At 50.1% G+C, this 24,955-nt stretch carries 18 protein-coding genes; 5 read left to right on the top strand and 13 right to left on the bottom strand.

Going from position 1 to position 24,955, the window contains the following annotated elements; all coding sequences use genetic code 11:
• Nucleotides 1-4: 4 nt before the first annotated feature.
• The 3 genes from J3369_RS04170 to J3369_RS04160 form a co-directional block, all read right to left on the bottom strand.
• Nucleotides 5-4,486 (bottom strand): ExeM/NucH family extracellular endonuclease, encoded by a 4,482-nt coding sequence (locus tag J3369_RS04170; RefSeq protein WP_349584129.1) that lies wholly within the window; start codon nucleotides 4,484-4,486, stop codon nucleotides 5-7.
• Between the two features lie 231 nt (nucleotides 4,487-4,717).
• Nucleotides 4,718-5,248, bottom strand: a complete 531-nt coding sequence (locus J3369_RS04165) for a DUF3016 domain-containing protein (protein ID WP_349584126.1) — start codon at nucleotides 5,246-5,248, stop codon at nucleotides 4,718-4,720.
• Between the two features lie 218 nt (nucleotides 5,249-5,466).
• Nucleotides 5,467-5,832: a hypothetical protein gene (locus tag J3369_RS04160; protein WP_349584123.1), complete on the bottom strand. Its 366-nt coding sequence runs from the start codon at nucleotides 5,830-5,832 to the stop codon at nucleotides 5,467-5,469.
• Between the two features lie 265 nt (nucleotides 5,833-6,097).
• Between J3369_RS04160 and ccoG the strand changes: the two genes are divergently transcribed.
• The 5 genes from ccoG to J3369_RS04135 all read left to right on the top strand — a co-directional run bounded on the left by ccoG (nucleotide 6,098) and on the right by J3369_RS04135 (nucleotide 11,455).
• The gene (gene ccoG / locus J3369_RS04155; protein ID WP_119500071.1) at nucleotides 6,098-7,531 is read left to right on the top strand and encodes a cytochrome c oxidase accessory protein CcoG; all 1,434 of its coding nucleotides are present in this window, start codon (nucleotides 6,098-6,100) and stop codon (nucleotides 7,529-7,531) included.
• A complete protein-coding gene (locus tag J3369_RS04150; RefSeq protein ID WP_349584119.1) occupies nucleotides 7,503-8,510 on the top strand; it encodes a serine/threonine protein kinase in 1,008 nt (335 codons plus the stop codon). The genes ccoG and J3369_RS04150 overlap by 29 nt, the downstream gene beginning before the upstream one ends.
• Nucleotides 8,511-8,604: 94 nt before the next feature.
• Entirely contained in the window at nucleotides 8,605-9,228 is a 624-nt protein-coding gene (locus tag J3369_RS04145; protein WP_349584116.1) for a thiol:disulfide interchange protein DsbA/DsbL, read from the top strand.
• Nucleotides 9,229-9,296: 68 nt separating this feature from the next.
• A complete protein-coding gene (locus J3369_RS04140; protein ID WP_349584113.1) occupies nucleotides 9,297-9,899 on the top strand; it encodes an HD domain-containing protein in 603 nt (200 codons plus the stop codon).
• 167 nt (nucleotides 9,900-10,066) lie between these two features.
• Nucleotides 10,067-11,455, top strand: coding sequence for a sensor domain-containing diguanylate cyclase (locus J3369_RS04135; RefSeq protein WP_349584110.1), 1,389 nt, complete (start codon nucleotides 10,067-10,069; stop codon nucleotides 11,453-11,455).
• A 53-nt stretch (nucleotides 11,456-11,508) separates the two neighbouring features.
• Here the strand turns inward: J3369_RS04135 and mobA are convergent, their stop codons facing one another.
• The 10 genes from mobA to nirB all read right to left on the bottom strand — a co-directional run bounded on the left by mobA (nucleotide 11,509) and on the right by nirB (nucleotide 24,670).
• On the bottom strand, nucleotides 11,509-12,096 hold the full coding sequence (gene mobA, locus J3369_RS04130; RefSeq protein WP_349584107.1) for a molybdenum cofactor guanylyltransferase: 588 nt from the start codon (nucleotides 12,094-12,096) through the stop codon (nucleotides 11,509-11,511).
• Nucleotides 12,069-13,271: an alginate export family protein gene (locus J3369_RS04125; RefSeq protein WP_502877408.1), complete on the bottom strand. Its 1,203-nt coding sequence runs from the start codon at nucleotides 13,269-13,271 to the stop codon at nucleotides 12,069-12,071. Before J3369_RS04125 ends, mobA begins: the two co-directional genes overlap by 28 nt.
• A gap of 90 nt (nucleotides 13,272-13,361) precedes the next feature.
• Nucleotides 13,362-14,219 (bottom strand): ABC transporter ATP-binding protein, encoded by an 858-nt coding sequence (locus J3369_RS04120; RefSeq protein WP_119500064.1) that lies wholly within the window; start codon nucleotides 14,217-14,219, stop codon nucleotides 13,362-13,364.
• Between the two features lie 15 nt (nucleotides 14,220-14,234).
• Nucleotides 14,235-15,224, bottom strand: coding sequence for an ABC transporter permease (locus J3369_RS04115; RefSeq protein ID WP_349584104.1), 990 nt, complete (start codon nucleotides 15,222-15,224; stop codon nucleotides 14,235-14,237).
• A 21-nt stretch (nucleotides 15,225-15,245) separates the two neighbouring features.
• Nucleotides 15,246-16,571: a CmpA/NrtA family ABC transporter substrate-binding protein gene (locus tag J3369_RS04110; RefSeq protein ID WP_349584561.1), complete on the bottom strand. Its 1,326-nt coding sequence runs from the start codon at nucleotides 16,569-16,571 to the stop codon at nucleotides 15,246-15,248.
• A 500-nt stretch (nucleotides 16,572-17,071) separates the two neighbouring features.
• Entirely contained in the window at nucleotides 17,072-18,070 is a 999-nt protein-coding gene (locus J3369_RS04105) for a glycosyl transferase family protein (protein WP_349584101.1), read from the bottom strand.
• Complete coding sequence (gene cobA / locus J3369_RS04100; protein WP_349584098.1) at nucleotides 18,054-18,944, bottom strand: uroporphyrinogen-III C-methyltransferase; 891 nt, start codon at nucleotides 18,942-18,944, stop codon at nucleotides 18,054-18,056. The genes J3369_RS04105 and cobA overlap by 17 nt, the downstream gene beginning before the upstream one ends.
• Nucleotides 18,937-21,708: a nitrate reductase gene (locus tag J3369_RS04095; protein WP_349584095.1), complete on the bottom strand. Its 2,772-nt coding sequence runs from the start codon at nucleotides 21,706-21,708 to the stop codon at nucleotides 18,937-18,939. Before J3369_RS04095 ends, cobA begins: the two co-directional genes overlap by 8 nt.
• Before the next feature lie 52 nt (nucleotides 21,709-21,760).
• Nucleotides 21,761-22,114 carry a nitrite reductase small subunit NirD gene (gene nirD / locus J3369_RS04090; protein WP_119500057.1) on the bottom strand — a complete coding sequence of 118 codons (354 nt, stop codon included), beginning with the start codon at nucleotides 22,112-22,114 and terminating at the stop codon, nucleotides 21,761-21,763.
• Nucleotides 22,115-22,126: 12 nt separating this feature from the next.
• Entirely contained in the window at nucleotides 22,127-24,670 is a 2,544-nt protein-coding gene (gene nirB / locus J3369_RS04085) for a nitrite reductase large subunit NirB (RefSeq protein ID WP_349584092.1), read from the bottom strand.
• Nucleotides 24,671-24,955: the final 285 nt, after the last annotated feature.

Below are 24,955 nucleotides of genomic sequence, written 5' to 3'. Positions count from 1 at the left end.
GTATTTATCTGCTGCGTAACAGTGCACCAAGATTGCGGCGGGCACCGTTGTTCTGCGCGTCTTCCGTCGCACAGCGGCTGCGTGTACATAACGAACGCATTACTGCGATGTCACGGGTATTCACTTTGCCGTCATTATTTAAATCGAAAGCCATGTCGATAGCCTGACGGGCGATGATAGCAAACATGAAACTGCGGATATCATTGTTATCCACGTCTTCGTCGCCGTCCCAGTCACCTGTCACTGCCTGCACATCTGCGTCCAGCTGATAAGTACCGATAACCGGATCATGGTCAGACGCACGGAAGGGCAGCTCGTTCAGGAATGAAGCCGGCTTATATTCTTCGTTATAATCGAAGAACTCCGGTTCATCACTGTTGATGTGCCATTCAGTAACATCCACCAGCATATCGCGGGCAGCGGCGTTGTTGAACATGTAATCCAGCGTACCCACAAGGCCGTCATAGGTATAGCTGTAAGACGCACTGCCTTTCAATTCAGACACGGTGTCGGTAAAACCGGCTTCTGCCAGTACCTGCACAGGATCCTCCTGAGCATAAGCGTTGTAGTCTCCCAGCAGGATCATCGGCGTGTCCTGATAAGTGCTTTGCAACCATTGTGCAATGGCCATGGCGGCACGGGTACGCTTACGGTTACAGAAACCCTGTTCGGTATTACCGTCTTCCTGACAGCTGCTGCTTGAACCTTTCGATTTCAGATGGTTAACATCAACCACAAAGGTTTTACCGCTTTCAGTGTGTGTAAACAGTTGTGACAGCGACGGACGGTTACCGTAGTCTGCAAACAACACGCCTTCCTCATCAGAAGGACTGTTCGTTTCCATCAGAATCTGCGGTGCACCTGAAGGTGTAACCACGGCAGGACGGTACAGAATACCTGAGGTAATCGCATCGGTGCCTAACTGTTCAACACCGGCATCTACATAGGCGTAAGTGCCTTCGCCAAATTCCGCATTCAGCGCATCAACCAGATGAGCCACTGTACTGTCAGCACCGAAACCGTCATTTTCCAGTTCCAGCAGACCAAGTACGTCAGCATCAATGGCTACCAGCGCGTTGACAATTTTCGCCAGCTGGCGCTGATATTCTGCATAGGAATCTGCACCGCGCTCTGTCGGGAAACCACCTTCATTACCGTCACCGTTGAACAGGTTCAGTACGTTGAAGCTGGCAATTTTCAGGTTACCTTCAGATACCACTGGAGCATCTTCACGATAGTTATCAGCCAGTAAAGACGGCACCTCAACCGGACGGATACGGTATGCAGAATAGCCATAGTCCATTACGCCGGTTACACCGGTGATCAGGTCGCCGGAACGGATAGTGTTGTAAGGTGTGAAACCACCTGCAGGCAGCATCCACTCTGACGCATAACCGTCTGCATTATCGTCAATAATCAGCTTGTTCAGCCCGTTAGCAGTAGCCAGGTCTGCCGCTTCCTGGGAACCCGGTGCATACAGTTGTGTCGGGTTGAACAGACGCTCTGTAGACACCCAGATTTCACCGAAGTCAGAATACGGATAGATATTGCTGATCACCCAGTTTTCGTTACTGGTTACCAGCATGCCTTCATATTTTTCAAATCCGGAAGCATCTGTCATAGGCAGAGTAATCGCCACTGCAGATACAGAGCCGGAACCACAGGACAGGGCTTCTGAAGAGGCAGTGATCATTGTGCGGCCGTAGTCTTCACCAACCGTACCCGCTAAACGGACAATCTCACCTTCAGTGACAGAGCCGGCCAGAGAAGCGCTGGCAATGAACACACCTTCAGAGGTTGTCTCGTCGCCGTCACTGTCGCTGCTTTCTTCCTGAATCCAGAAACCGTCCAGAGCCGGTGTCACATGGGTCACAATGGCTTCAACAATCACGCTCTGACCTGAAAGTGGTGAGCTGTCACCGCTTCCCTGTACAGCACTGATGTATGTCGCTTCGTCACCGCAAATACCTAATGATGCGTTACCGCCATCATCATTGCCGGTGCCGTAGAAACCGAGGTAATCGAAGGTATCCTGAGCGTAAGCATCCCATTCAACACTGGGGTCGAACGCATCATAAGCATCACTGTCGCCTTCCGTCACAGAAGACTTGCGTACCAGCGTGCGGTTTTGTGTACGCACGTCACCACCAGACCAGTATGAACCGGGGTCTTCTCCGATAACACCAATACTGTCAATGATCACGCCATTGTTACGCAGCACAACAGCATCATCACCGTTGAACTGAACGCTGCCGCTGGTCATGTCTGCCACATTCAGGATTGGATCTTCCGAAGAAGTATGCGCCAGCACAAATACATCACCCGCAGCCAGTGTGCCGGTTAAAGTGAATATCTGACCGGCAGAGGCTGACCCGTTAAAGTAAATCTGCACATCGTATGTACTCAGGTCGATGTCAGACAATGTCAGGTTAGCAATCTCAACCGCTTTATTATTAGAACCGCCTTCAATGTATTCAGAAAAGAAAAGCTCTGTGGCCGGTGCTACGTAAGAACCCAGCGGGAAAGGCATTGCAGCAGTGGCATTGCTGGTTTCACCGTCAAACACATTGGTACCGGCAACCTGCCAGTCTGCAATGTTAAACGTTGAAGAAGCACTGCCGCCGGTACGGTAAGCCCAGCTGTCCAGATAATCCCAGTCTGTGCCCGTGCCGTCAGTATCACGGTCACCGTAGTAATCTACCAGCGCGCCGTCACAAAAGACTTCAATGGCATCGTCACCGTTGACAGACATAGCACCACTGGTGTAATCCGGTGCAAAACCGAAGAAGTCTGCGAACCCTGTGGCCTCGCTGGCAACATAAATGAATTGGCCGGCCACAGCTGATACCGCAGGGAAAGTGAATTCCTGACCGTCAGAACCGCCACCATTATTCGCGCCGCCGACACCACACACACTGAGATCATCAATGTTCTGCGTTACCAGTAATTCGATACCTTTAGGTGTACCGCCGGATAACGGGCCGTCAAATACACCGGTGAGCATCAGTGCACCGCTGCCGGAAGGTTGTGGTTCCGGATCGGGCTCCGGCTCCGGCTCAGGATCGGGCGCTGTTACATCACCACAGCTGTCTGCATCGTAAAATAAGTCGATCCATTCAGGATGGTCGACAAACGGATTACGGTTGCCCTGATATTCATAGATGGCACTGTGACGACGGGTTTCGTCTGCATCTACAGGATCAGCATTGCTCCAGGCAATCAGCGTACACAGTTTGCCCAGCGCCGCTTCACCATTTGAGGTAATACGGTCAACCAGTACCAGGTCCGGCGTAACATCGCTGCCGGCACCTTCATAGCGCATATCCATGTACATCATCATCCGCGCGATGTCGCCTTTTACCTCATCCCGTGGCTCGAAAGAGTCACTGTCGATACGGTTGGCCGGCGCTTCAGAAAGGGCGTTGTCGGAATTGTCGAAATCCAGGTTGCTGCGGCTGCTGTTAACGGTAATGTCAGACGGTCGCAGGTGCTGAATATCGGTATAAGCTTCATTTGACGAGCTGCTGAAGCCATGACTCTTTGGCCAGCTGTGCTCACGGTTCCAGTAGTCAGGCTGGCTGGAATACTCGCCGGAGCCGTTTTCTGACTTAGGAATCGATTTGCCGGAATAAATCAGAATGATGTTATCCGGATTTGCAGGATCTTCATCGGTTTCCGTTAATGCCGTCCAGACTTCAGAATAAGTCAGCACCCGTTGACCGGAAATGGTTTCACTGAGTACCTGACGGATAACAGAGGTGTCGGAACTGGCATCGATTTCAGCCTGAACCGCTGCGTAGTATGAAGCAACATCAAATTCGCCGGCATCTGCAACTTTGTCCAGATCAGGACAGTTTGTACAAACACCGCTTAAGTCTTCGTCACCGCCGCCGGTGCCACTGCCATCATCGCCGCCGTCATCACCACCACCGGTGTAATCGTGGCTGCCCAGGCCTGTGAAATCATCCTGAGCCAGACCTTCCCATTCCGACGTATCATAGGCATCAAACGGGTCAGTATCGCCACCGGCAACACTGCTTAAACGTATGAGTGTGTCGTTCGCTGTGGTTACACTGCCGCTGCCCCAGGAAGAACCGGGATCAACGCCAACCTGGCCAATACTGTCAAGAACGTTACCGCTGCTGTCAGTCAGAACAATGGCGTCATCACCATTAAACATGGACTGTGAAGTCAGCACATCAGCCAATGCCTTCAAAGTGTCTCCGGCACTTGAACTGGCAATAACTTGTGTACTTTGCGCTGCGATTGAACCTGTAAGTTCGATGTTCGCGCCCGCTGCAGTGTTTCCGTTGAAATAGATGGACAGTGTATAACCAGTCAGTGATACCGCGCTGTCTGTCGGGTTATAGATTTCTATCGCTTTATTAGAGCTACTCCCTTCAACATACTGAGAAATAAGCAGTTCATCGCCAATGGCAGATGCTGATATCCCCAATACGAGAGGAAGCAGGATTGGTGCTTTCATTATTAGTGCTCCTGCTTGTAATTAGAAACTATCCCAAAGTGCAGTTGCAGAGTATAAAGAAATTACTACAAAGAAATGACAATTTTTTGGCCAGCAGCGGTACTTTTTTGACCATATGGTCTGTACTCCCTGACAGCAAAGGGATGCAGGTATATCAGAGAAAATTGATGTACAAGGAAGGGGTTGTGCCCCGGGGATTCAGGGCACTGAAGAAAGTGGTGAGATAACAGGTTAGTTTTGTACCAGCGCGCTGGCCATCTCTTCGTTAAACCATTCTTTTATCATGGCTTTTTCGTAACCCAGGTGCGTATTTTGGGTGAAGGTACGGGGGTTATCTAAAAATCCCATATCCTTTAAGTCGACATCTGCACTCTTCACTACTTTGCCCGCTTCGTTAGTGAGGGTGTAGCTGAATTTAATACGCGGAATGTCCACCCGTTTCACAATGCGAACATCGGTGCCGGTAGCGTTGCCAAAGACAAAGCTGCTTGGCCACACCTGGCCGGCAAGATCCAGATTTGTCACCGTGATCGCCAGCTTGTCTTTTTCAGGCAGCTTCTCTGCCAGTTTGGCGAAGTATTCGTCCAGCGCTTTAAATGTGCGTTCACGGAATTTCACCCGGCTTTCATTAGCAGGACGTACATCAGTGTACTTCTCCGGCTTTTCCCAGGTAATTTCTGTGGTGGCAGACCATGCCTGTACAGACAGCAGTAAACTGCCGGCGGTCAAGGAAACCAGTGCAGTTTTAATCAATGTGTTCATGCTTTGCATCTCCCCGATAATTTCGGCCGCGTTGCCCGCGGGCGGCGAAAACATTCTCCGGTTATCCGGTGCCTGCTTTGAGTGGATTTACCACGCCTCTTTTGCGAATTCCCGCACGGACAATAAGCAGACACTTTGTTAGAGCAGTGATTAAGCAGATTGTTCCGCTAAATCACCATTATTAAAGCATGAAAAGATGAATGGAAGCTGAACCGCGTTCAGTAGTCCATCGCCAGCAGGCCGGTGGTCTCTATTGAGTAGCAAAACTGCGCCAGTTGCGCACCGTGGATATAAGGATTGATGTTGTCTGTACCGCAGAATTTCTTATGGAATATTTGCACATTGTGGCGGCTCGCCATAATGCCGTCCACGTATTCCTGCTGGAAGGGACGAAACTGGTCCCGTTGTGCTGCACTGATTGTGTGAAGCTCAGCCAGTTCATTTCTGTCCTGCCAGGTAGCCACATAGGCATACCACTGGCCGACCACATCCTGTGCGTCTTTAAACATGTACTGGACGAAGGGTAAACGAAGCACAAAGACCAGTACTACAATCTCTGAAACTACCACAAAACTACGCCACATCTGCTTTACTTTTTCCTGTTGTTTTCTGACTACCCCGGCCCGTTCCCCGCCCGGTAATAAATCATTGGAGACAATTAGCCCTGTAGATAATTTAACCGCTTAACGTCAAGTGCAACAGATTTGTTTTCATACTTATTTATGAGGTTTTATAAGCCTGAGTAGTATGCACAGAAGGGGTTTATTTGATCTATATTAAGTGTGGCAGACATACACTTGTTATACTGCCCGCAGTACACTACACACCTGTGCCAGTTAAGGTTGCCTAATGAGCGAACAAATTCAGGTTAAACAAGTATCCACGGTAAAAGTACACCAGCCCGCCGGCGGCGTAAGTCATAAACGCCAGTCGGCACGCAGTCAGATTTATGTGCGCGCGGTGAAGGGCCCCATCGAAACGTTCCGCCGCCTGTTCGGTTTTATCTTCCTGGGTTTATTCGCCGTGATCCCCTGGATCCGCTATGACGGCCATCAGGCCATTCTTCTCGATATCATGGAGCAGCGGTTTACCATCTTCGGCCTGACGTTATGGCCTCAGGACCTTACCCTGCTCGCTTACATATTTATCGTCGGTGCTTTCGCCCTGTTTTTTGTTACCACATTTGCAGGCCGTGTGTGGTGTGGTTTTATGTGCCCGCAAACTACCTGGGTCTACATGTATATCTGGTGCGAGGAGAAAATTGAAGGCCCCCGAAATAAGCGTATCAAGCTGGATGAAAGGGCCATGGACTTCGACAAGTTCTGGCGCAAAACACTTAAGCACAGCGCCTGGATTGCCATTGCCCTGCTGACCTCACTGACGTTTGTGGGATACTTCACGCCAATCGGACAGTTGTTTATCGATTTTTTCACCTTCAATGCCGGCTTCTGGTCAGTATTTTCCATTCTGTTTTTTACCTTCTGCACCTACGGTAATGCCGGATGGATGCGTGAAATCATGTGCACCCACATGTGTCCGTATGCCCGTTTCCAGTCTGCCATGTTTGATAAAGACACCTTCACCGTGTCATACAATTATAACCGTGGTGAAAAACGCGGGCCCCGCCCCCGTAAGCTCAGTCATGAAGATCTGGCGACAAAACAGTTGGGAGACTGCATCGACTGTAACTTGTGTGTGCAGGTTTGCCCCACCGGTATCGATATCCGTAACGGTCTGCAATACGAATGCATTAACTGCGGCGCCTGCGTGGATGCCTGTAACGGCGTTATGGAAAAAATGAATTATCCAAAGGGGCTTATCAGCTTTACCTCTGAGGAAAGGCTGACCGGCGGAACCACCCATATCGTCAGACCCAAACTGATAGGCTACCTGATCGTCCTGCTGCTGATGGTCGGGTTACTTATTGCCGACATTGCCACCCGCACGCCGCTGGAAGTGGATTTAATCCGCGACCGTAATTCTCTGTACAGGGAAAACGGTAAAGGCAACGTGGAAAACGTCTACACCATTAAGATTCTGAATAAATCTCAGGACACCCACACCTATACCATTCAGGTCGAAGGCCTGCCCGATTACAACATTTTGGGTGACACAACCGTGACTGTGGGTGGCGGAGAAGTCTTCAGTATGCCAATATCTCTGGAAACCTCTCCGAAGAACCTCAGCGAGGCGGTAACGGAAATATCATTCCGTGTCCGTACTCAGGATGCTGAGGGCAATGTTGTGGAAGTCAATGAACCAACAAAATTCCTCTACCGGTGAAACACCTCAGGGTGATTTCGCCTTTTCTGGGCTCAGCCCGGATACTGTTTTAGACGCGCTGGAAACCTGTGGCATTTATCCTGAGTCCGGTTTACTGGCGCTGAACAGTTACGAAAACCGCGTATATCAGTTTAAAGCCGAAGACGGTCAGCGCCTGGTGGTCAAATTTTACCGTCCCGGTCGCTGGACAGATGAGCAGATCCTCGAAGAACACGCCTTTGCTCTGGAGCTGGCCGGTGCCGATATTCCTCTGGTAGCACCGCTTGCCATCGATGGCAAAACTATGCAGCAGGCTTGCGGATTCCGCTTTGCGGTATTTCCATCGGTAGGCGGCAGACAGTTTGAAGTCGACAACCTTGACCAGATTGAATGGATGGGCCGCTTCATTGGCCGAATTCACCGTGTGGCTCAGGCTAAACCCTTTGTTCACCGGCCTGAGCTGAATACTCAGAGCTTTCTGGATGCACCAAGAGATGTACTCACCCGCAGCCGCTTGCTGCCGTCACATCTGGAAACCGCTTTTTTCGCTATTCTCGATCCGCTGATCAAAGAAGCCCGCCAGCGCTACCATAATTCAACCCTTATCCGCTTACATGGCGATTGTCACCCCGGCAATATTTTGTGGCGCGACGGCCCCATGTTTGTCGACCTGGACGACTGCCGCAGCGGGCCGGCCATTCAGGATTTGTGGATGATGCTTTGCGGTGACAGGCAGCAGCAGATGTTGCAGCTCGATGTGCTGGTCGAAGCCTATGAAGAATTTCATTCATTCGATAACAGCCAGCTGACCCTGTTAGAACCCCTGCGTGCGATGCGTATGGTGCACTATATGGCATGGCTGTCACAGCGCTGGGAAGATCCCGCTTTCCCCCGTGCATTCCCCTGGTTTGCCGAAGACAAATACTGGGAAGGACAAATTCTGGCACTGAAGGAACAGCTGGCAGCCCTGCATGAACCGCCGCTAAAACTGGGTTACTAGCCCTGAGATGTGAGCGACTTGTCGCGTACGCTACCCGGACGGGAATTGCTGTGGTACTCTTTTTTTGTATTTTGGTTTTACGGATTGTTAAACAATGAAAAAAATAGGTTTATTTCTGCTGGCGGCACTGATGATCCCGTTGCAGGCCTGTGCAGATGACGTTAAATGGAAAGAAGGTACGCACTATAAAGTACTGGATGAGCCGGCGACAGCCAAACCGGAAGTGTATGAGTTCCATTCATTCTGGTGTGGTCACTGCTACCGCTTCGAGCCGGTTGTAGCTGAAATTAAGAAAGATCTGCCTGCCGGCACCAGGTTCACAAAAATTCACGTGAACTTTATGCCCGGCGCCTCAGAAGAAGCACAGAACGATGCTACCCGTGCCATGATGATTGGCCGTGCAATGAAAGAAGAAGACAAGCTGAACGGCGCAATCTTCAAGTATATTCATGAGCAACGTGCACCGGTAACAAATCTGGCTGATCTGAAAAACCTGTTCGTTGTTAACGATGTTGATCCGGCCGAGTTCGATAAGCTGGCTGCCAGCTTCGGCGTAAACAACATGGTGAAGAAGAACATCAAGTTGCAGGATCAATACCGCGCCTACGTTCGTGGTACGCCATCATTCATCGTGAATGGCCGTTATCAGGCAACGTTCACCCAGGGCATGACCATGGATGACGTGAAAGACCTGATCGTGTGGTTGTCTACACAGTAAGCTTTTTATAAATCACTTAAAACGCGCCGCACGGCGCGTTTTTTCTTTGCTACACAGGAACGCTTTTTATGACAGATATTCAGGCTCAGGCCGCTTTTATCCGTGAGCTCGATAATCTCAAAGCTGTAAAACGTCAGGTCCGTCTGCCCTGCGATGGTGACCGACAGGAGAACAGTGCCGAACACAGCTGGCACGTGGCGTTAATGGCATCGGTGCTGGCACCCTATGCAGAACAAAACGTGAATATTCACCGTGTCATACAGATGATTCTTATCCACGACCTGGTTGAAATCGACGCCGGCGATATGTTCGCTTTTGCTGGAGCGGCCGATCATGCTGAGCAGGAAGAAAAAGAATTTGCCGCCGCAGAGCGCATCTTCGGATTACTTCCCCGGGGCCAGGGGGAAACCTTGCTGGCGTTGTGGCACGAGTTTGAAGCTGCAGAAACACCCGACGCTAAATTTGCCAAAGCCATGGACAGAGTATTACCGGTGTTTCAGAACATGGCAGCAGAAGGCGGAAGCTGGGTGCGTCACGGGGTAGCGAAAGAGAAAATTCTTGCCCGCAACGCCCACTTGCAGCAAGCCGCCCCGGGCTTATGGCGCTATGTAAACGAACAACTTGATTTGGCCGTTGAGAAGGGATGGCTGAAAAGCGGTGACAAGGCTTAGCCTGTTTGAGCTGAGGGATGTCTGCAAATCGCTCTCACACGATGAGACAAGCACTGTACTTTTCTCTTTACCTTTTTGTCTTCAGGTAAAAGCTCCAGTTTTATTTGGAACAACAAGAGGGTCGTTTTATGATGGAAGTATAGTTACTCGTATGCTGTGCTGGATCCTTGTTAAATTTCTCTGCTGTAATTAAATGTTGTCTGCTGCTTCCACTGTGGTTATTACTCTGGAGGCTGTCCGTATTTCTGGAGTATGCACCCCACGCGAGTCTCTGGTTTCCTCCTGCAGGACTTACCTTTGCAGCTTTCTTACTCATGGGAAGCAGATCTGCAACGCTTGCTGTATGGCTTGCCTGCATGCTCTCTACATTCTGGGAAAACAGCTTATTTAATACGGCCAGGGATACCGCTGAACTGTTAGCTTCCGGCAGTATCTTCGCCACCCTGCACACGTTCCTGTATGGTGGAGGCGCGTTACTGCTTAAGCGCCAGATGGCGCTTTCAGCGTCTTTTAACTTAGTCACTCTTGTGACCAGATTTTTGCTGATTGCCGCTGTCAGCAGTCTGATTCTGGCGGCAAGCGGTTTGGCTCTGATTTATTCTTACGATGGCGTCGACAGCCTGATTGCCTGGTGGATTGGGGATATGACGGGTGTTGTGGTTATGACCCCGATCTTTGCCGGTATTGTCACCCGTTTATTTCCACGTTACTCATTCATGCCGGAAATTAATTTTTATGATCGCCCGAAAGCCCTTTCGACGTTTATCTGGAAACTGGTACTGACAGGTTTGCTATTAAGCATAATTTTAATCACGGCAGAATGGCTTAACTCAGAGGAGATAGCATGCTTCATTTTTTTTCTCGCTATTCCTGTCACCTGGATTGTATTTACTGAGACGCCATTCAGAGCCAGTATCAGCCTGGCTGCAGTGAGTGTTTTGACTGCGGCAATAGTGGCGGTTATTGGTGTAGACACGCAGGCCTATATTTACCAGTTCGGCATTAATGTCATCGCCTGTAGTGCTTACTTTACTATGTGCGTCCCTGCACTGGCAGCGGACAACCGGGCACTGTTTGAAAAAGTACATATAGATTATCTGACGCAGGCCTTAAACCGTGAACACTTCACAGCTCTGGCTGAACAGCAGCTCAAATACGCGGCACGTTACGACAAGCCGGTCAGCCTGATTGTGTTTGATGTGGACAAGTTCAAAGTGATTAACGACACCTACGGGCACTCTGTGGGTGACAGTGTACTCAGAGAAATTGCTATTTGTGTGCGTAAAAAATTACGCAAAAGTGATGTGTTCGGGCGGTTTGGCGGAGACGAGTTTGTTTTACTTTTACCCCGGACAAATGTACACAGGGCCAGACAGGTTGCCGCTACGTTAAGAGAAAATATCTCACAACTTTCGTTTGCTGGTTTTGAGTTTACTGCCACTTGTAGTTTCGGTGTCGCTGAAGCAACTAAAGGCGCTCCATTTGGGCAGGCATTTGATGAGGCTGACAGAGCACTTTACGATGCAAAAAAAGCCGGCCGGAATCGCATCATATAAGGTTCCGCCGCATTCACCACTTTACGTAATTTTTCATTTTCGTTCAGACAAACCTACTCACTGCTTTTTCTGTCCAGCACCTGCTGCCAGTCATCAGGGTTATTCACATTCATCAATTCGTCTGCAAATTGTGGCAGGGCTACTGCTTCGCAGCCGAAACAATTGAGTAATCTGCGCAAGGATAATGAAGGCTGTTCTTTAACGCATTGTTTGAGGTTATTCATGCCCTGCTGCGAGTAGCAGATCACCAGTGGCATGATAGCATCACTGGTATATACGCTGGTCTCACGCTGGCGGCTCTCCTGCAGAATTGCTTTCAGGCACGCGGCAGTACAAAGGGGCATGTCTACCGGCATAACCAGTAATCTGGCACCATCCTGAATACGGGCCTGGCCGAGCATACTGAAAAGGGCCATAGCCGGCCCTTTATCTTCGTATAAATCGGTAAAATCGCAGTCTGTTTTGCCAAGGGTGTAAACCATCTCACAAACACCTGACATTGTTTGCCGGGTAGTATCCAGCAGCGTCAAACCATTCAGTGTCAGGCGGGATTTATCCCGCCCCATTCTGGATGACTTGCCGCCGCAGAGTACTAACCCTGCGGTTTCATGACTTAGAATTTCGCGCCGATCCAAACCCATACTTTGTCAGTGTCCACTTTAATATCACCGGCAGAATACGTACCGTATTTCAGACCCAGTGTGAAATGCTCAGCTACAGTTGTGACGTATTGTACATTGATTTCACTACCGAGATCACTGACCCCTTCAGTGGCTTCATTTGCATCAAACGCGTGGTAAGCTGCCAGCCATTTACCACCTGCCAGACCGCCACTGACGGTAAAGGCCAGGTCTTCAAGACCCTGTGCCGGCGTAGCAAGGAATTGATCCGTCCAGCCGTTAAACTTATGCAGGGTCGCCAGCGGTGTAGAAAAGCCGTACATGCCGTTGTCTGAACCCAGCACTTCATAAGTCACTTTAGCCGTGATACCGGAAACCACTGCCCCACCTTCTAACATATAATAATCGGCATCATAGCTGGCCGCCGGGGTATCGCTGGTTTGCGTGGCATATTCAGCATTATAAATCCACTTCACGGAATCCGTAGAGGTGCTGCCGGCATAGCTGATGCCGTAGGTATCGAGTCCGTTATCAATACCGTTATCCACTTCCAGTAAGTAAGCATACGCCGTGAACTTACCGATATCGCTGCTGTAAGACAGGTTTAGCAGGTGATCTTTACTGTCCAGGTCTGCCGCTTCAGCGAAAATACGGTTACGTTGGGTAACATACCCGTAAAATGCAGACATATTACCGGACGTGTACTTTGCGGTTACCCCGTCGAAGGTTTGCCAGTCCTGACGCCAGCCCACGTGGCCGACAAAGCGGTGACCGTCCAGTGCAATAATCTGACGACCACCTTTGATGGTCAGGCCTTCATTTTTATATTGTACAAATCCTTGGTGCAGCTCGGTGGTTTCAGGGTCTGCGATAACGGAATATTCACCCGCCTGGTAACCGGCCGGTGGCACTGAGTAATCGCCCTGCCCTAAAGCAATACGCACATCTTCCATTTCAGCAGTGAAAGAAAAGCCTTTGTAGCTGCCGGATGTAATTCCCACCATCGTACGTAACGTCAGGGCATCAGCGTCAGCCAGCGCGTTATCCTGTTGCACACCCTCATACCGCAAATTAAACGCTGCCGTGGCAGTGGTTTCTTTCATTGCGTCATACCAGTCGGCTGCCATAGCCGGGGAAAAGACACCTGTGAGCGCAACAGCAAGCAGTGTGCGCGGGTACATTGCAGTTAGTTTCATCGTGTGTTCCTCTGATTTTGAGACAGAGATAGCCCGCCCGTGCCTTGCAGCTGAGCTATCCTATTGTTTTTGTTAAATAGTGTGCTTTAGTCAGGCAGCATCAGACTTTTTTGCTGATGTAGCCTTAGTGTTTTTTGAATCTTTTTGACGGCTGTTTACCGGCTCAACTTTTTTCTGTTTTTCGTACAGGAAGGTGAGTACTTCATGGCGGTAATGGTTATATTCCGGGTTATCTGCCAGCACCAGACGATCCCGTGGTCTTGGCAGATTAATATCCAGAATTTCACCCACTGTTGCTGCCGGACCGTTGGTCATCATGACGATGCGGTCAGACAACAAAACGGCTTCATCCACGTCATGGGTAATCATGATGACGGTGTTACCAAGATCAGCATGAATGTCCATCAGTGAATCCTGCAAATGGGCACGGGTCAGTGCATCAAGGGCACCGAAGGGTTCGTCCATGAGCAGTACTTTGGGCTCCATAGCCAGTGCGCGGGCAATACCAACACGCTGTTTCATCCCGCCGGAAATTTCCGAAGGCAGCTTGTCGATCGCATGGGTCATATGCACCAGCTCAAGGTTGTGCATAACCCAGTCTTTGATTTCGGCTTTAGACTTACCACGCAGAGTTTGCTTAACAGCAAGCTCTACGTTTTTGTAAACGGTCAGCCAGGGCAGCAAAGAATGGTTCTGGAATACTACCGCCCGCTCCGGACCGGGCTCTTTCACTTCAGCGTTGTCCAGAATGACACCGCCGGAAGTTGCCTGATGTAAACCGGCAACGATGTTCAGTACGGTGGACTTACCACACCCTGAATGCCCGATTAATGATACGAATTCGCCTTTGCTGATTTTCAGGTTTACGTCCCGTAAAGCAGTGAACGGGCCTTTCGGGGTAGGAAAATCGATACCTACCTGCGTCAGTTCAAGATGTTTTGCAGTCATATCTGTTTCTCCTGATTAGCGTAATACGCTGTTTTTGTCCCAGCTCACCATGCGCTGAAACATCAGCATGATGCGGTCCAGTACGAAACCGATGGCACCGATAGTCAGTACAGCAACCATAATTCGGGCCAGTGATTCTGAGCTGCCGTTCTGGAACTCGTCCCAAACGAATTTACCCAGCCCCGGGTTTTGTGCCAGCATTTCTGCGGCAATCAACACCATCCAGCCAATACCCAGCGACAAGCGCAAACCGGTAAAGATCATCGGAATTGAGGCAGGTAAAACAATTTTAGTCAGGTGCGTAGGCGGCTTGAGACGCAGTACGCGGCTTACATTCACCAGGTCTTTGTCGATGTTAGATACACCCACAGCCGTATTGATCAGTGTTGGCCACAAACAGCACAGTGATACCGTGAATGCAGAAGTGACAAATGACTTGGAAAACATCGGGTCGTCTGACACGTAAAGGGCACTGACTACCATCGTTACCAGTGGCAGCCAGGCCAACGGAGACACAGGTTTGAAAAGCTGGATAAGAGGGTTAATCGCGGTGTAAGCAGACTTGCTTAGTCCGCACATTATCCCTACCGGTACAGCGATGACCGACGCAATAACAAAGCCGACCATAACGGTGTACAAGCTTGTCCAGATTTGATCAAAGAAGGTTGGTGCGCCGGTAAAAAGACGAATTTTCGGTACATAGTCCGGGTCCTTTGCTACCCGCGCAGCATTACGTTCTTCCTGACGCTCGTAAAATGCGTCAGCCTTTTCACGTTGCGCATTGTGTTCGTCCATGAGGGTCAGCGCCTGCGTCCATACCTGTGCCGGACCAGGGAACTGGCCCAGTGACGTATCGATGGTTTTTGCTACCCCGTTCCAGACGGCGAGGAAAAGCAGTAAACCAATGACTGGCAACAACAACGCTTGCAGGTTTGATAATATGACCTTACCCATGTTGCCTTCTTTTAATCCAATGGATGTGACTAATGACGCTGACTTGCTCATGTTCGTCTCCCGTATGCGTAATTAAAGTACGGTGTCGCCTTTCAGGCCGATACCAAAGCTTTCCAGATAAGCATTGGGCTTAGTACCGTCGTACGTTACGCCGTCAATGAATTCTGATTGAGGTGGTTTAAAACCGGATTCTGAGTCGAAATCCGGGAATTCTGCAGCTTTCGCTTTACCTTCCGCGATTAGCGCTTTAGCAGCAACGGCGTAGATGTCAGGGCGATACACTTTCTTCGCCATGTCCATATACCAGCTGTCAGGTTTCGCTTCAGAGATCTGACCCCAACGACGCATTTGCGTTAAATACCAGATCGCATCGCTGTAGTACGGGTAAGTAGCGTTGTAGCGGAAGAATACGTTGAAATCAGGCACCTCACGCTTGTCGCCTTTTTCGTATTCAAATGTACCTGTCATGCTGTTTGCCAGTACCGCTTCGTCTGCACCAACATATGAAGGTTTAGAGAGAATTTTTACCGCTTCAGGACGGTTAGCGTTGTTGTTTTCATCCAGCCACATCGCTGCACGGATCATCGCTTTTACAACACGAAGGTGCGTGTTCGGGTACTTTTCGGCCCATTCGTTGCTGACACCGAATACTTTTTCCGGGTTGTTTTTCCAGATTTCATAGTCGGTAATAACCGGTACACCAATGCCTTTAAACACGGCTTGCTGGTTCCACGGTTCACCTACGCAATAACCGTAAATGGTACCCGCTTCCATCGTGGCCGGCATTTGCGGCGGAGGTGTCACAGACAGCAGTGCCTGAGCATCAATCTGACCGGATGTGTCACCTTTGTGCGGTGCATAGAAGCCCGGGTGAATACCACCGGCCGCCAGCCAGTAACGCAGCTCGTAGTTGTGGGTAGATACCGGGAATACCATGCCCATATTGAAAGGCTTGCCCGCTTCACGGTAACTGTCGACTACCGGCTTCAGGTAATCCGCTTTAATCGGGTGAACCGGTTGACCGTTTTCCTGAGGGATGTGCTTTTCCATCTCCTTCCAGATGTCGTTGGAGACGGTGATACCGTTACCGTTTAAGTCCATGCTGAATGCAGTAATAATGTGCGCTTCAGTACCGAAACCGATGGTTGCACCCAGAGGCTGTCCGGCCAGCATATGTGCACCGTCAAGCTGACCGTCAATAACACGGTCGAGCAGAACCTTCCAGTTTGCCTGCGCTTCCAGCGTGACATACAAACCTTCGTCTTCGAAGAAACCTTTCTCATACGCAATAGCCAGAGGTGCCATATCAGTCAGTTTGATAAAGCCGAATTTAAGTTCTTCTTTCTCGGGCCAGTCAATTTCCTGTGCTGTAACAGCTGAGACGCTTGCGCCTGCCATTGTCAACGACAGAGCCAGCGTAGATGCCAGCGCTATTACTTTCTTTGTCAGACCAAATAACGGTTTTGACGCTTTCATGTGGGTTCCTCGTTGCCAAAAAAAAACCCACCACCTTAGCGAATGACCGCTAAGGTGGTGGGCTTCGTTGCCGCACTCCAAATCACTTTGGAGCATGAATAAGTTGTAAGCGCGTTACTATTAATGTTCTTTTAATAAGCAGTAACTATCGCAAATTAACTATTGCATCAGGTATGCCAAAAGTTAAAAACCCTTAATATCAGTCACTTATTGAAATTCAGCATTAGAAAAGGTAAAGGGTGTTTCAAATTTGTGCACAAAAAGCGCGCATTGCGCTCAATTGGGATGCAAATAGAAACCCGCCGACGTGTATCATTACGGTGCAAACAAACATTAAATTAACAAAAAAGGCAGTTAAACTGCCTGATTTGCGCCATAAAATGCAGAATGTTGCCGGCAACGGCAAGATGGAAAATTCAGCCTTAAAAAGACTGAGTGAAGGGTAAAGCTTGCTTGTCTCTGTTTTGCCAGAGAGTAACAGCCAGCTTCGCGGCTTCCTCAGATGACAAGGAATCTGTCAGCATCAGATAGCTCACCAGTGTCGCATGAACGGCCTGCTCACCATATTGATGCTGAATATCGCCGCGCCAGAAAGCCAGCATATCAGCAATGTCCATTTCCCTGTCTTTCATAGCCCACTTTTCCGTAAAAGCAGGTAACACCGCCGTTTCCGTTTCACCATTACGGGTAATAAACAAATCCGTAGGCCTTTCACTGTTCACTTCCGGATCGCCACCATCCCCACGGAAACACAATGAATCCCACGCAGTGAAGGCTTCATTGACGTGCCGGTGTTTGTGGTCAAGATGCATGTGATAAACACCCTGCACACAATACGGGGCTACCGTAGGATTCAGTAACCGCGCCAACGTATTCGCACAGGAACGCAGCGCAAAAACTTCGCGGAGCTTTATTAACGTATTCAGCGGCGGCAGAACCACGCCTAAATCCAGATAGCTGGCATTGAAGCTGTCCAGTTGAGACTTCGCTTCGCTGATTGATGTTACAGCCTGTAAGCCCAGCGTTGGCAGCACGTGGCTGGCATATAACCGACCGGAACCGGGTTCATGGGCACCGTGCAGAAAAACCCGTTTGCCTGTTTTTGCCAGCAAAGCTGCAGATAAAAGGTACCAGGGCAACTGGCGTCTTTTACCGGCATAACAACCAATATCTACGTCAGGTTTGAGTGTGGCTAAATCTTGCGGGATAAGTTGATGGCATGCCTGAACAAAACCAATGACTTCTTCGGGGGTTTCTTCGCGGGTACGGAGCAACATTAAAAATGCGCCCCGTTGATCACCGGTCACTTCGCCGGCCAGCAGCATTCTCATCGCGGTGAATGCTTCTTCGCGGGTCAGACTACGGCTGCCTTTCTGACCCTTTCCTATTATTTTGATGTACTGACTAAATTCCTGCGACATGGGTTACCTGCTGAAGCAGCGCTGTGGAGACCTGTTGGCGAGACTTTACCACCTCTCCGAAGATCAACAAAGCAGGACCTTGCAGGTTTGCTGACGTTACCTGTTCAGCGATAGAAGAAACAGTGCCGGTGATCACTTGCTGGTTGGGAGTGCAAGCGTTTTCAATCACCGCCACCGGAAGGGTTTCACGAATACCGGCATCCACCAGCTCAGACGTGATTTTGCTCAACCGGGACAATCCCATGTAAACCACAACAGTTTGACGCTGCATGGTATCTGCAAGCGTTGCCCAGTCGGGCATCTGGTTTTTATCTTTAAAACTGGCGGTGGTTAATGTTACCGACTGCGCGCAGTTGCGCTCTGTTAAAGGAATGCCGGTATAAGCCGAAGCCCCTGAAGCGGCAGTGATCCCGGGCACAATGGCAAACGGAATGTCAGCGGCTTCAAGCGCAGCGGTTTCCTCACAGGTACGGGCAAAAACAGCCGGGTCCCCGCCCTTCAACCGCACCACATTTAATCCTGACTGGGCCAGTTCAACCACCCGCTTGCAAATATCATCCTGCACCATTGAATGCTTGCCAGCCCGCTTACCCACGAATTCCGTTTTTACATGACGGGGAATTTCTGCAATGACAGACTCATCCACCAGCCAGTCAAATAACACCGCATCGGCCTGCTGCAGGCACTTCCATGCTTTGATTGTCAGCAACTCTGCATCGCCCGGACCGGCGCCGACAATAAACACCTGTCCCTGTTTTTTCTCATCCGTCAGGGATGCCGGCGTCGCTGGCTGCATGACACGGTGACGTTGCTGGCCGGTCATCAGCTTACGGAAGAACATTTGCGGCAGTTTTGTGATGGCTGAATTAATCATGGAGAATCACCTCAGGTGTCACTGCTTTTGCAGTTTGAGTAGAAGAATAACTGTCGAGCATCTTTTGCAGTTCCGGTTTGCAGGAACCGCAGTTAGTACCGCATTTAAGTTCATTGCCCAGTCCGTCGACAGATGAGCAACCTGCCTGTATGGCAGTTTCAATAGTTTTTTCCCTGACGGAGAAGCAACTGCATACCAGTTTTCCGTTGAGGAACGCTTCATCAGGTGTACCGCGCAACAGATTAGCCAGCAACTCTGAAGAGATGTCGTCCTGTTGCAGACAACTGTCCAGCCACTCATCAGGTAACGCCCAGTAGCTCTGTTCCAGCCATAAACCGAAAACCAAACGATTCTCACTGGTTGCGATGACCGTCAGCCCTTTTTCATGCTGACGGGTAACGAGTAACCAGAGCGCGGGGAGCACGCATTTTAAACTGCTGAACAGACTCCCGGTGTCATTATTGCTGGCAATACGGAAGGCCGTGCCGCCGTCAGTGGTAGTTTTCGCCCAGTAATCAAAAGCCGGAGACAGAACCGCTGCCACATCAGCGTCGCTGATAATCATTTGTCCGTGTAAATTAAAACTGACTGCAGCAACACTCACCGCGCCCTGTTTCAGTTCAGGCTGTCCGGATAAGGGATCGTGGGCGCCATTAAATAACGCCCCAAGTGTCAGGTTAGAGCCCCAGGTAGCAGACCAGTGAATAGGCGCAAAGCAATTGCCTTTACGCAGTTGTTTATCTTCAACCACAGGTAAAATAACCGGCTCACCGGTATTGCAGGCGCTGTTCACAGCAACCAGTTCCTGTGCTGACAGTCCAAGCGCTTTTATATCTTCAGGGTGCAAAGACAGTTGAGAATACGGTGCATGCTTGAGTAATTTCCCTGCTTTACCGGTGCGGGTCATGGTATGCCACTGGTCACGACTGCGACCGGTATTAAGTACAAACGGAAATGCTGTTGTGGTTTGCTGTTCGGGCAAACGGGGGGAAATCGCGATAAAACGGGCTTTTTTATCTGCGGTGAAAAATGCGCCATCAGCAAACAAGCGCGTCGCGCCGGCTACTGTTTTTTCCGGCACCGGCCATTGCACAGGACGGAAGTTATCGTATTCCGCAATTGTTAAGCCGCTAAGACCGCCCAAATCCAAAGCACGGTCGCCGTTATTCTCAAAAGCGGTCAGGCGGGCATGTTCATCGAAGATTTCAGCCGGGTGCTGGTAATCAAAATGTTCTGCAAACCCCATCTTTGCAGCCACAGCACACAACGCATGCCAGTCATGTCTGGATTCACCTGCCGGTTTCAGTAAACCGCGCTGGCGTGAAATACGTCTTTCTGAATTGGTTACTGTACCGTTTTTTTCTGACCAGCCGGATGCCGGCAGCGCAATATGAGCAAACTTCAGAGTATCGTTTTTGGTCACCATATCCGATACCACAACCATATCGCATTTGCTCAGTGCCGCTTCGACTTCACAGCGGTTTGGCATGCTCACCACGGGGTTGGTGGCCATGATCCAGACAAACTTCACTTTGCCTTCATTAATCCGCTTAAACAGATCAACCGCTTTTAACCCCGGTTTTTCAGCCATACGGGGCGATTGCCAGAAACGTTGCACCCGATCACGGTGCTGCGCGTTATCAATATCCATGTGAGCAGCCAGCATGTTCGCCAGTCCGCCAACTTCGCGGCCGCCCATGGCATTAGGTTGTCCGGTGATGGAGAACGGTCCGCTGCCTGTTTTGCCAATTTTGCCTGTTGCCAGATGGCAGTTGATAATGGCATTACCTTTATCTACACCACTGGTGGACTGATTGATACCCATAGAGAAAAAGGTAATGGCTCGTTGACGTTCGAGGAACAGCGTGAACAGTGCCAGTATATCGTGCTCCGGCACGTCACATTCTTCAGCCACACGGCTCAGTGAATATTCTGCCGCGCTGGACAGTGCCGCCTCAAAACCACTGGTTGAAGCGGCAATAAAATCAGTATCCAGGCCACCGTTTTGTGCCAGAAAATGCAGCAGACCGTTAAACAGCACTGCATCAGTGCCCGGTTTCAACGGAATGTGTAAATCGGCCAGCGTGGATGTATCTGTTGCCCGCGGGTCAACCACAACCACTTTCATATCCGGATTTTGTCGTTTTGCCCGCTCCATACGCTGGAACAGCACCGGATGTGTCCAGGCGGCGTTGCTGCCTGTAAGGATGAGCAAATCCGTCTGCTCCAGGTCTTCGTAGTTGCACGGTACGATATCTTCCCCGAAAGCGCGTTTATACGCGGCAACCGCAGAAGACATACAAAGTCGTGAGTTGGTGTCGATGTTCGCGCTGCCAACATACCCCTTCATAAACTTATTGGCGACGTAGTAGTCTTCAGTGAGCAGTTGTCCTGAAACATACAGCGCCACAGCATCCGGGCCATGCTCATCAATCACATGTTGCATTTTTTCAGCAATGGCGCTGGTTGCAGTGTCCCAGGATACCGGCTTGCCGCCCATCTGAGGCTGAGTCAGGCGGCCATTAAGATCATTGGTTTCAAGCAGGTTGGTGCCTTTTACACACAATCTGCCGAAGTTGGCCGGATGTTCAGGCGTACCGGTAAGGGCTTTAAGCGTTGTTTTATTGCCTGCTGTTTCCAGCGTGATGTCCACACCACAACCAACGCCACAGTAAGGGCACGTTGTCTGCGCAAGCGTTGGTGTCCTGGCAACACTCTTAGGGGCAGACTGTACTGAAATTACTGTGGCGCGGGCGTGATTCATGGTAGTTACCTGTGCTTTTAATGTTGGTCAGCAGACCTTTTAAACCGGAATCTTACAGTGCAACCTGTACGCGGCCGTCTTCAAGACGGACATCGTATACAGACAGGCTGACTGCTTCATTCTCGACACATTTCCCCGTCACCAGAGAATAATGCTCTTTATACAAAGGAGAGGCAATCACGGCTTCACCTTTAACAGAACCGACAATGCCGCGGTACATCACATTGGCTTTACCTACAGGGTCCCAGTTTGAGACTGCATAAAGGTTGGTACCGCCGGCTGTGTTCAGGGCGAAGATCGCAACCTGTTGTTCGTCAATCAGGGCGCACACGCCACTGTTGGCAACCAGGTCACTTTGTTCACAGATGTCGTGCCAGCGCGGCATGATTTCTACAGATGCTTGCATGATATTGTCTCCTTAAACCAGCTCTACCGGAATACGCGATGTACCCGAAATTTTCTCTGCCTCTGTGGCAGGGCGGATCTGACCACGCTCGTCTACAAACTGAATGTTTGAATCGCCTTCTTTACTGTTCACAAACTGACGGAAACGCTTACGTGATTCAGGCGACTCCAGTGTGGTTTTCCATTCGCACTGATAAGCATCGACCACAGCCTGCATCTGATCTTCCAGCTCCTGACAAATACCCAGCGCATCATCAATCACGACAGATTTAAGATAATCGAGCCCGCCTTCGAGGTTTTCCATCCACACCGATGTGCGCTGTAATCTGTCAGCAGTTTTCACGTAGAACATCAGTACACGGTCGATATATTTCACCAGCGTTTCATCATCAATATCGGTGGCGAATAAGTCTGCGTGACGGGGCTTCATACCGCCGTTACCGCACACATACAGGTTCCAGCCTTTTTCCGTTGCAATTACGCCAATGTCTTTGCCCTGTGCTTCTGCACATTCACGGGTACAACCTGATACTGCAAATTTGATTTTGTGAGGTGCACGCAGGCCTTTGTAACGATTTTCCAGATCAATAGCCTGACCTACAGAGTCCTGTACACCGTAGCGGCACCAGGTGCTGCCCACACAGGATTTAACCGTACGCAGGGCTTTGGCGTAGGCGTGGCCGGTTTCAAAACCACCGTCGACCAGTTCCTGCCAGATATCAGGTAACTGCTCTACACGGGCACCGAATAAATCGATACGTTGTCCACCGGTAATTTTTGTATACAGACCATATTTCTTCGCCACTTCACCAATCAGGATAAGACCTTCAGGGGTAATTTCACCGCCGGGTACACGGGGTACAATGGAATAAGTCCCGTCTTTTTGCATGTTACCCAGGTAGGTATCGTTGGTGTCCTGCAGCGGCAAATTAGTTTGCGTAAGAATGTAGTCATTCCATACTGAAGCCAGAATAGAGCCCACTGCCGGCTTACACACATCACAGCCCAAACCGGTACCGTGCTTTTCAAGCAGTGCATCGAAGCTTCGGATCCCTTCCACTTTTACCATGTGGTAGAGCTCCTGGCGGGTAAAGTTGAAGTGCTCACAAATGGCTTTTGACACTTCCACACCACGTTTCTCAAGCTCACTGTCCACCACATTTTTAAGTAGTGCTGCACAACCACCGCAACCCGTTGCCGCTTTGGTCGCTGACTTCACGTCGCCAACACTGCAGCAACCGCCGTCGATGGCTGCCGAAATATCGCATTTCGCCACGTTGTGACAGGAACAGATAGTCGCTGTATCCGGCAGCGCGTCAGCGCCCAGAGCAGGCTTGTCTGACGATGAAGGCAGAATAAGCGATTCAGCGTGCTCAGGCAGTTCAATGCCGTTTAACGCATATTGCAATAAGGTATCGTAATCACTGGTATCACCTACCAGCACAGCACCGATAACCTGCTTTTGAGCCGCATCAACCACCAGCTTTTTGTAAACGCCGTCTGGCTGGTTGTGATAGGTATAGCTCAGTGCGCCCGGGGTTCTGGCATGTGCATCACCGATAGAACCAACTTCTACGCCCATAAGTTTAAGTTTGGTACTCATGTCAGCACCGGCAAACTCACCTTCTTTACCGGCAATGTTTGCTGCAACCGCACGGGCCATGGTGTAGCCCGGCGCAACCAGACCAAAAATACGGTTGTCCCATAACGCACATTCACCGATAGCGTAAATGTCGGGGTCTGATGTCTGGCACTGATTGTTAATGACAATACCACCACGTTCGCCTACTGCCAGCTCAGCTAAGCGGCCCAGGGCATCCGACGGACGAATACCGGCAGAGAATAAAATCATGTCGGTTTCTAAGTGTGAGCCGTCGGCAAACACCATGCGGTAGCGGCTTTGCTCACCGGCCTCAATCACTTGGGTAGCTTTTTGCGTATGTACTGTTACGCCCAAATCTTCAATTTTAGTGCGCAGCAGATCACCGCCCTGCCCGTCCAGCTGAACGGCCATCAACTGAGGCGCAAATTCAACCACATGTGTTTCTACACCGGCTTGCTTTAATGCATTTGCAGCTTCAAGGCCCAGCAGACCACCACCGACAACCACACCGGTTTTGCTTTCTGCTGCTGAAGCTTCAATGGCCTGCAGATCTTCAATGGTACGATAGACCAGACAATGAGGCTGGTCGTTACCCGGTATAGGTGGAACAAACGGATATGAACCGGTTGCCATCACCAGCACATCATAATCAAAGGTGTCAGTTTTGGTGCTGACGGTTTTGTTCTTACGGTCAATGCTTTCGACCCAGGCATTCAGCTTATAGTTAACGCCCCACTTGGTATAAGTTTCTTCATCTGTCATGGCCAGATCGGCTGCCGTTGCGCCGGTAAACCACGAAGAAAGATAAACACGGTCATATGCCAGACGGTTTTCGCCACTTAACACTGTAATGTCACAGGGGTACTCACTGGCGACCAGTTGTTCAACAAAGTGGTGACCAACCATCCCGTTACCGATAACGAGTACTTTTGGATGTGTTGTTGATGTTGTCATTGTTTAACCCTTTCTTTGAGCCATAAAAAAAGCCCACATTCAGATAAACTGAACATGGGCTTCTTTGCCTGATACGCACTTAACGTGCACAAATTGTTTCCTTACACAGCGTCAGGCTCTTGCCGGCCTTTAACTTCACGCTATGTGGATATCTACGTGATATCACTTACGGTTATGTATTGGATATAGCAGGTATGATGCCAGTTTGAGCAATGTCTACAGATCAATAAGTTAGCTTAAACTACGCGATTCAGATGCGTATTCTGCTTCCGGAAACACGCACCT

Origin of the sequence: Alteromonas sp. NFXS44 (assembly GCF_040148705.1) — a bacterium.
In the GTDB taxonomy this organism is placed as follows: domain Bacteria; phylum Pseudomonadota; class Gammaproteobacteria; order Enterobacterales; family Alteromonadaceae; genus Alteromonas.
The sequence above is the reverse complement of the archived record's forward strand: the minus strand, read 5'-3'. Positions and strand labels throughout refer to the sequence as shown.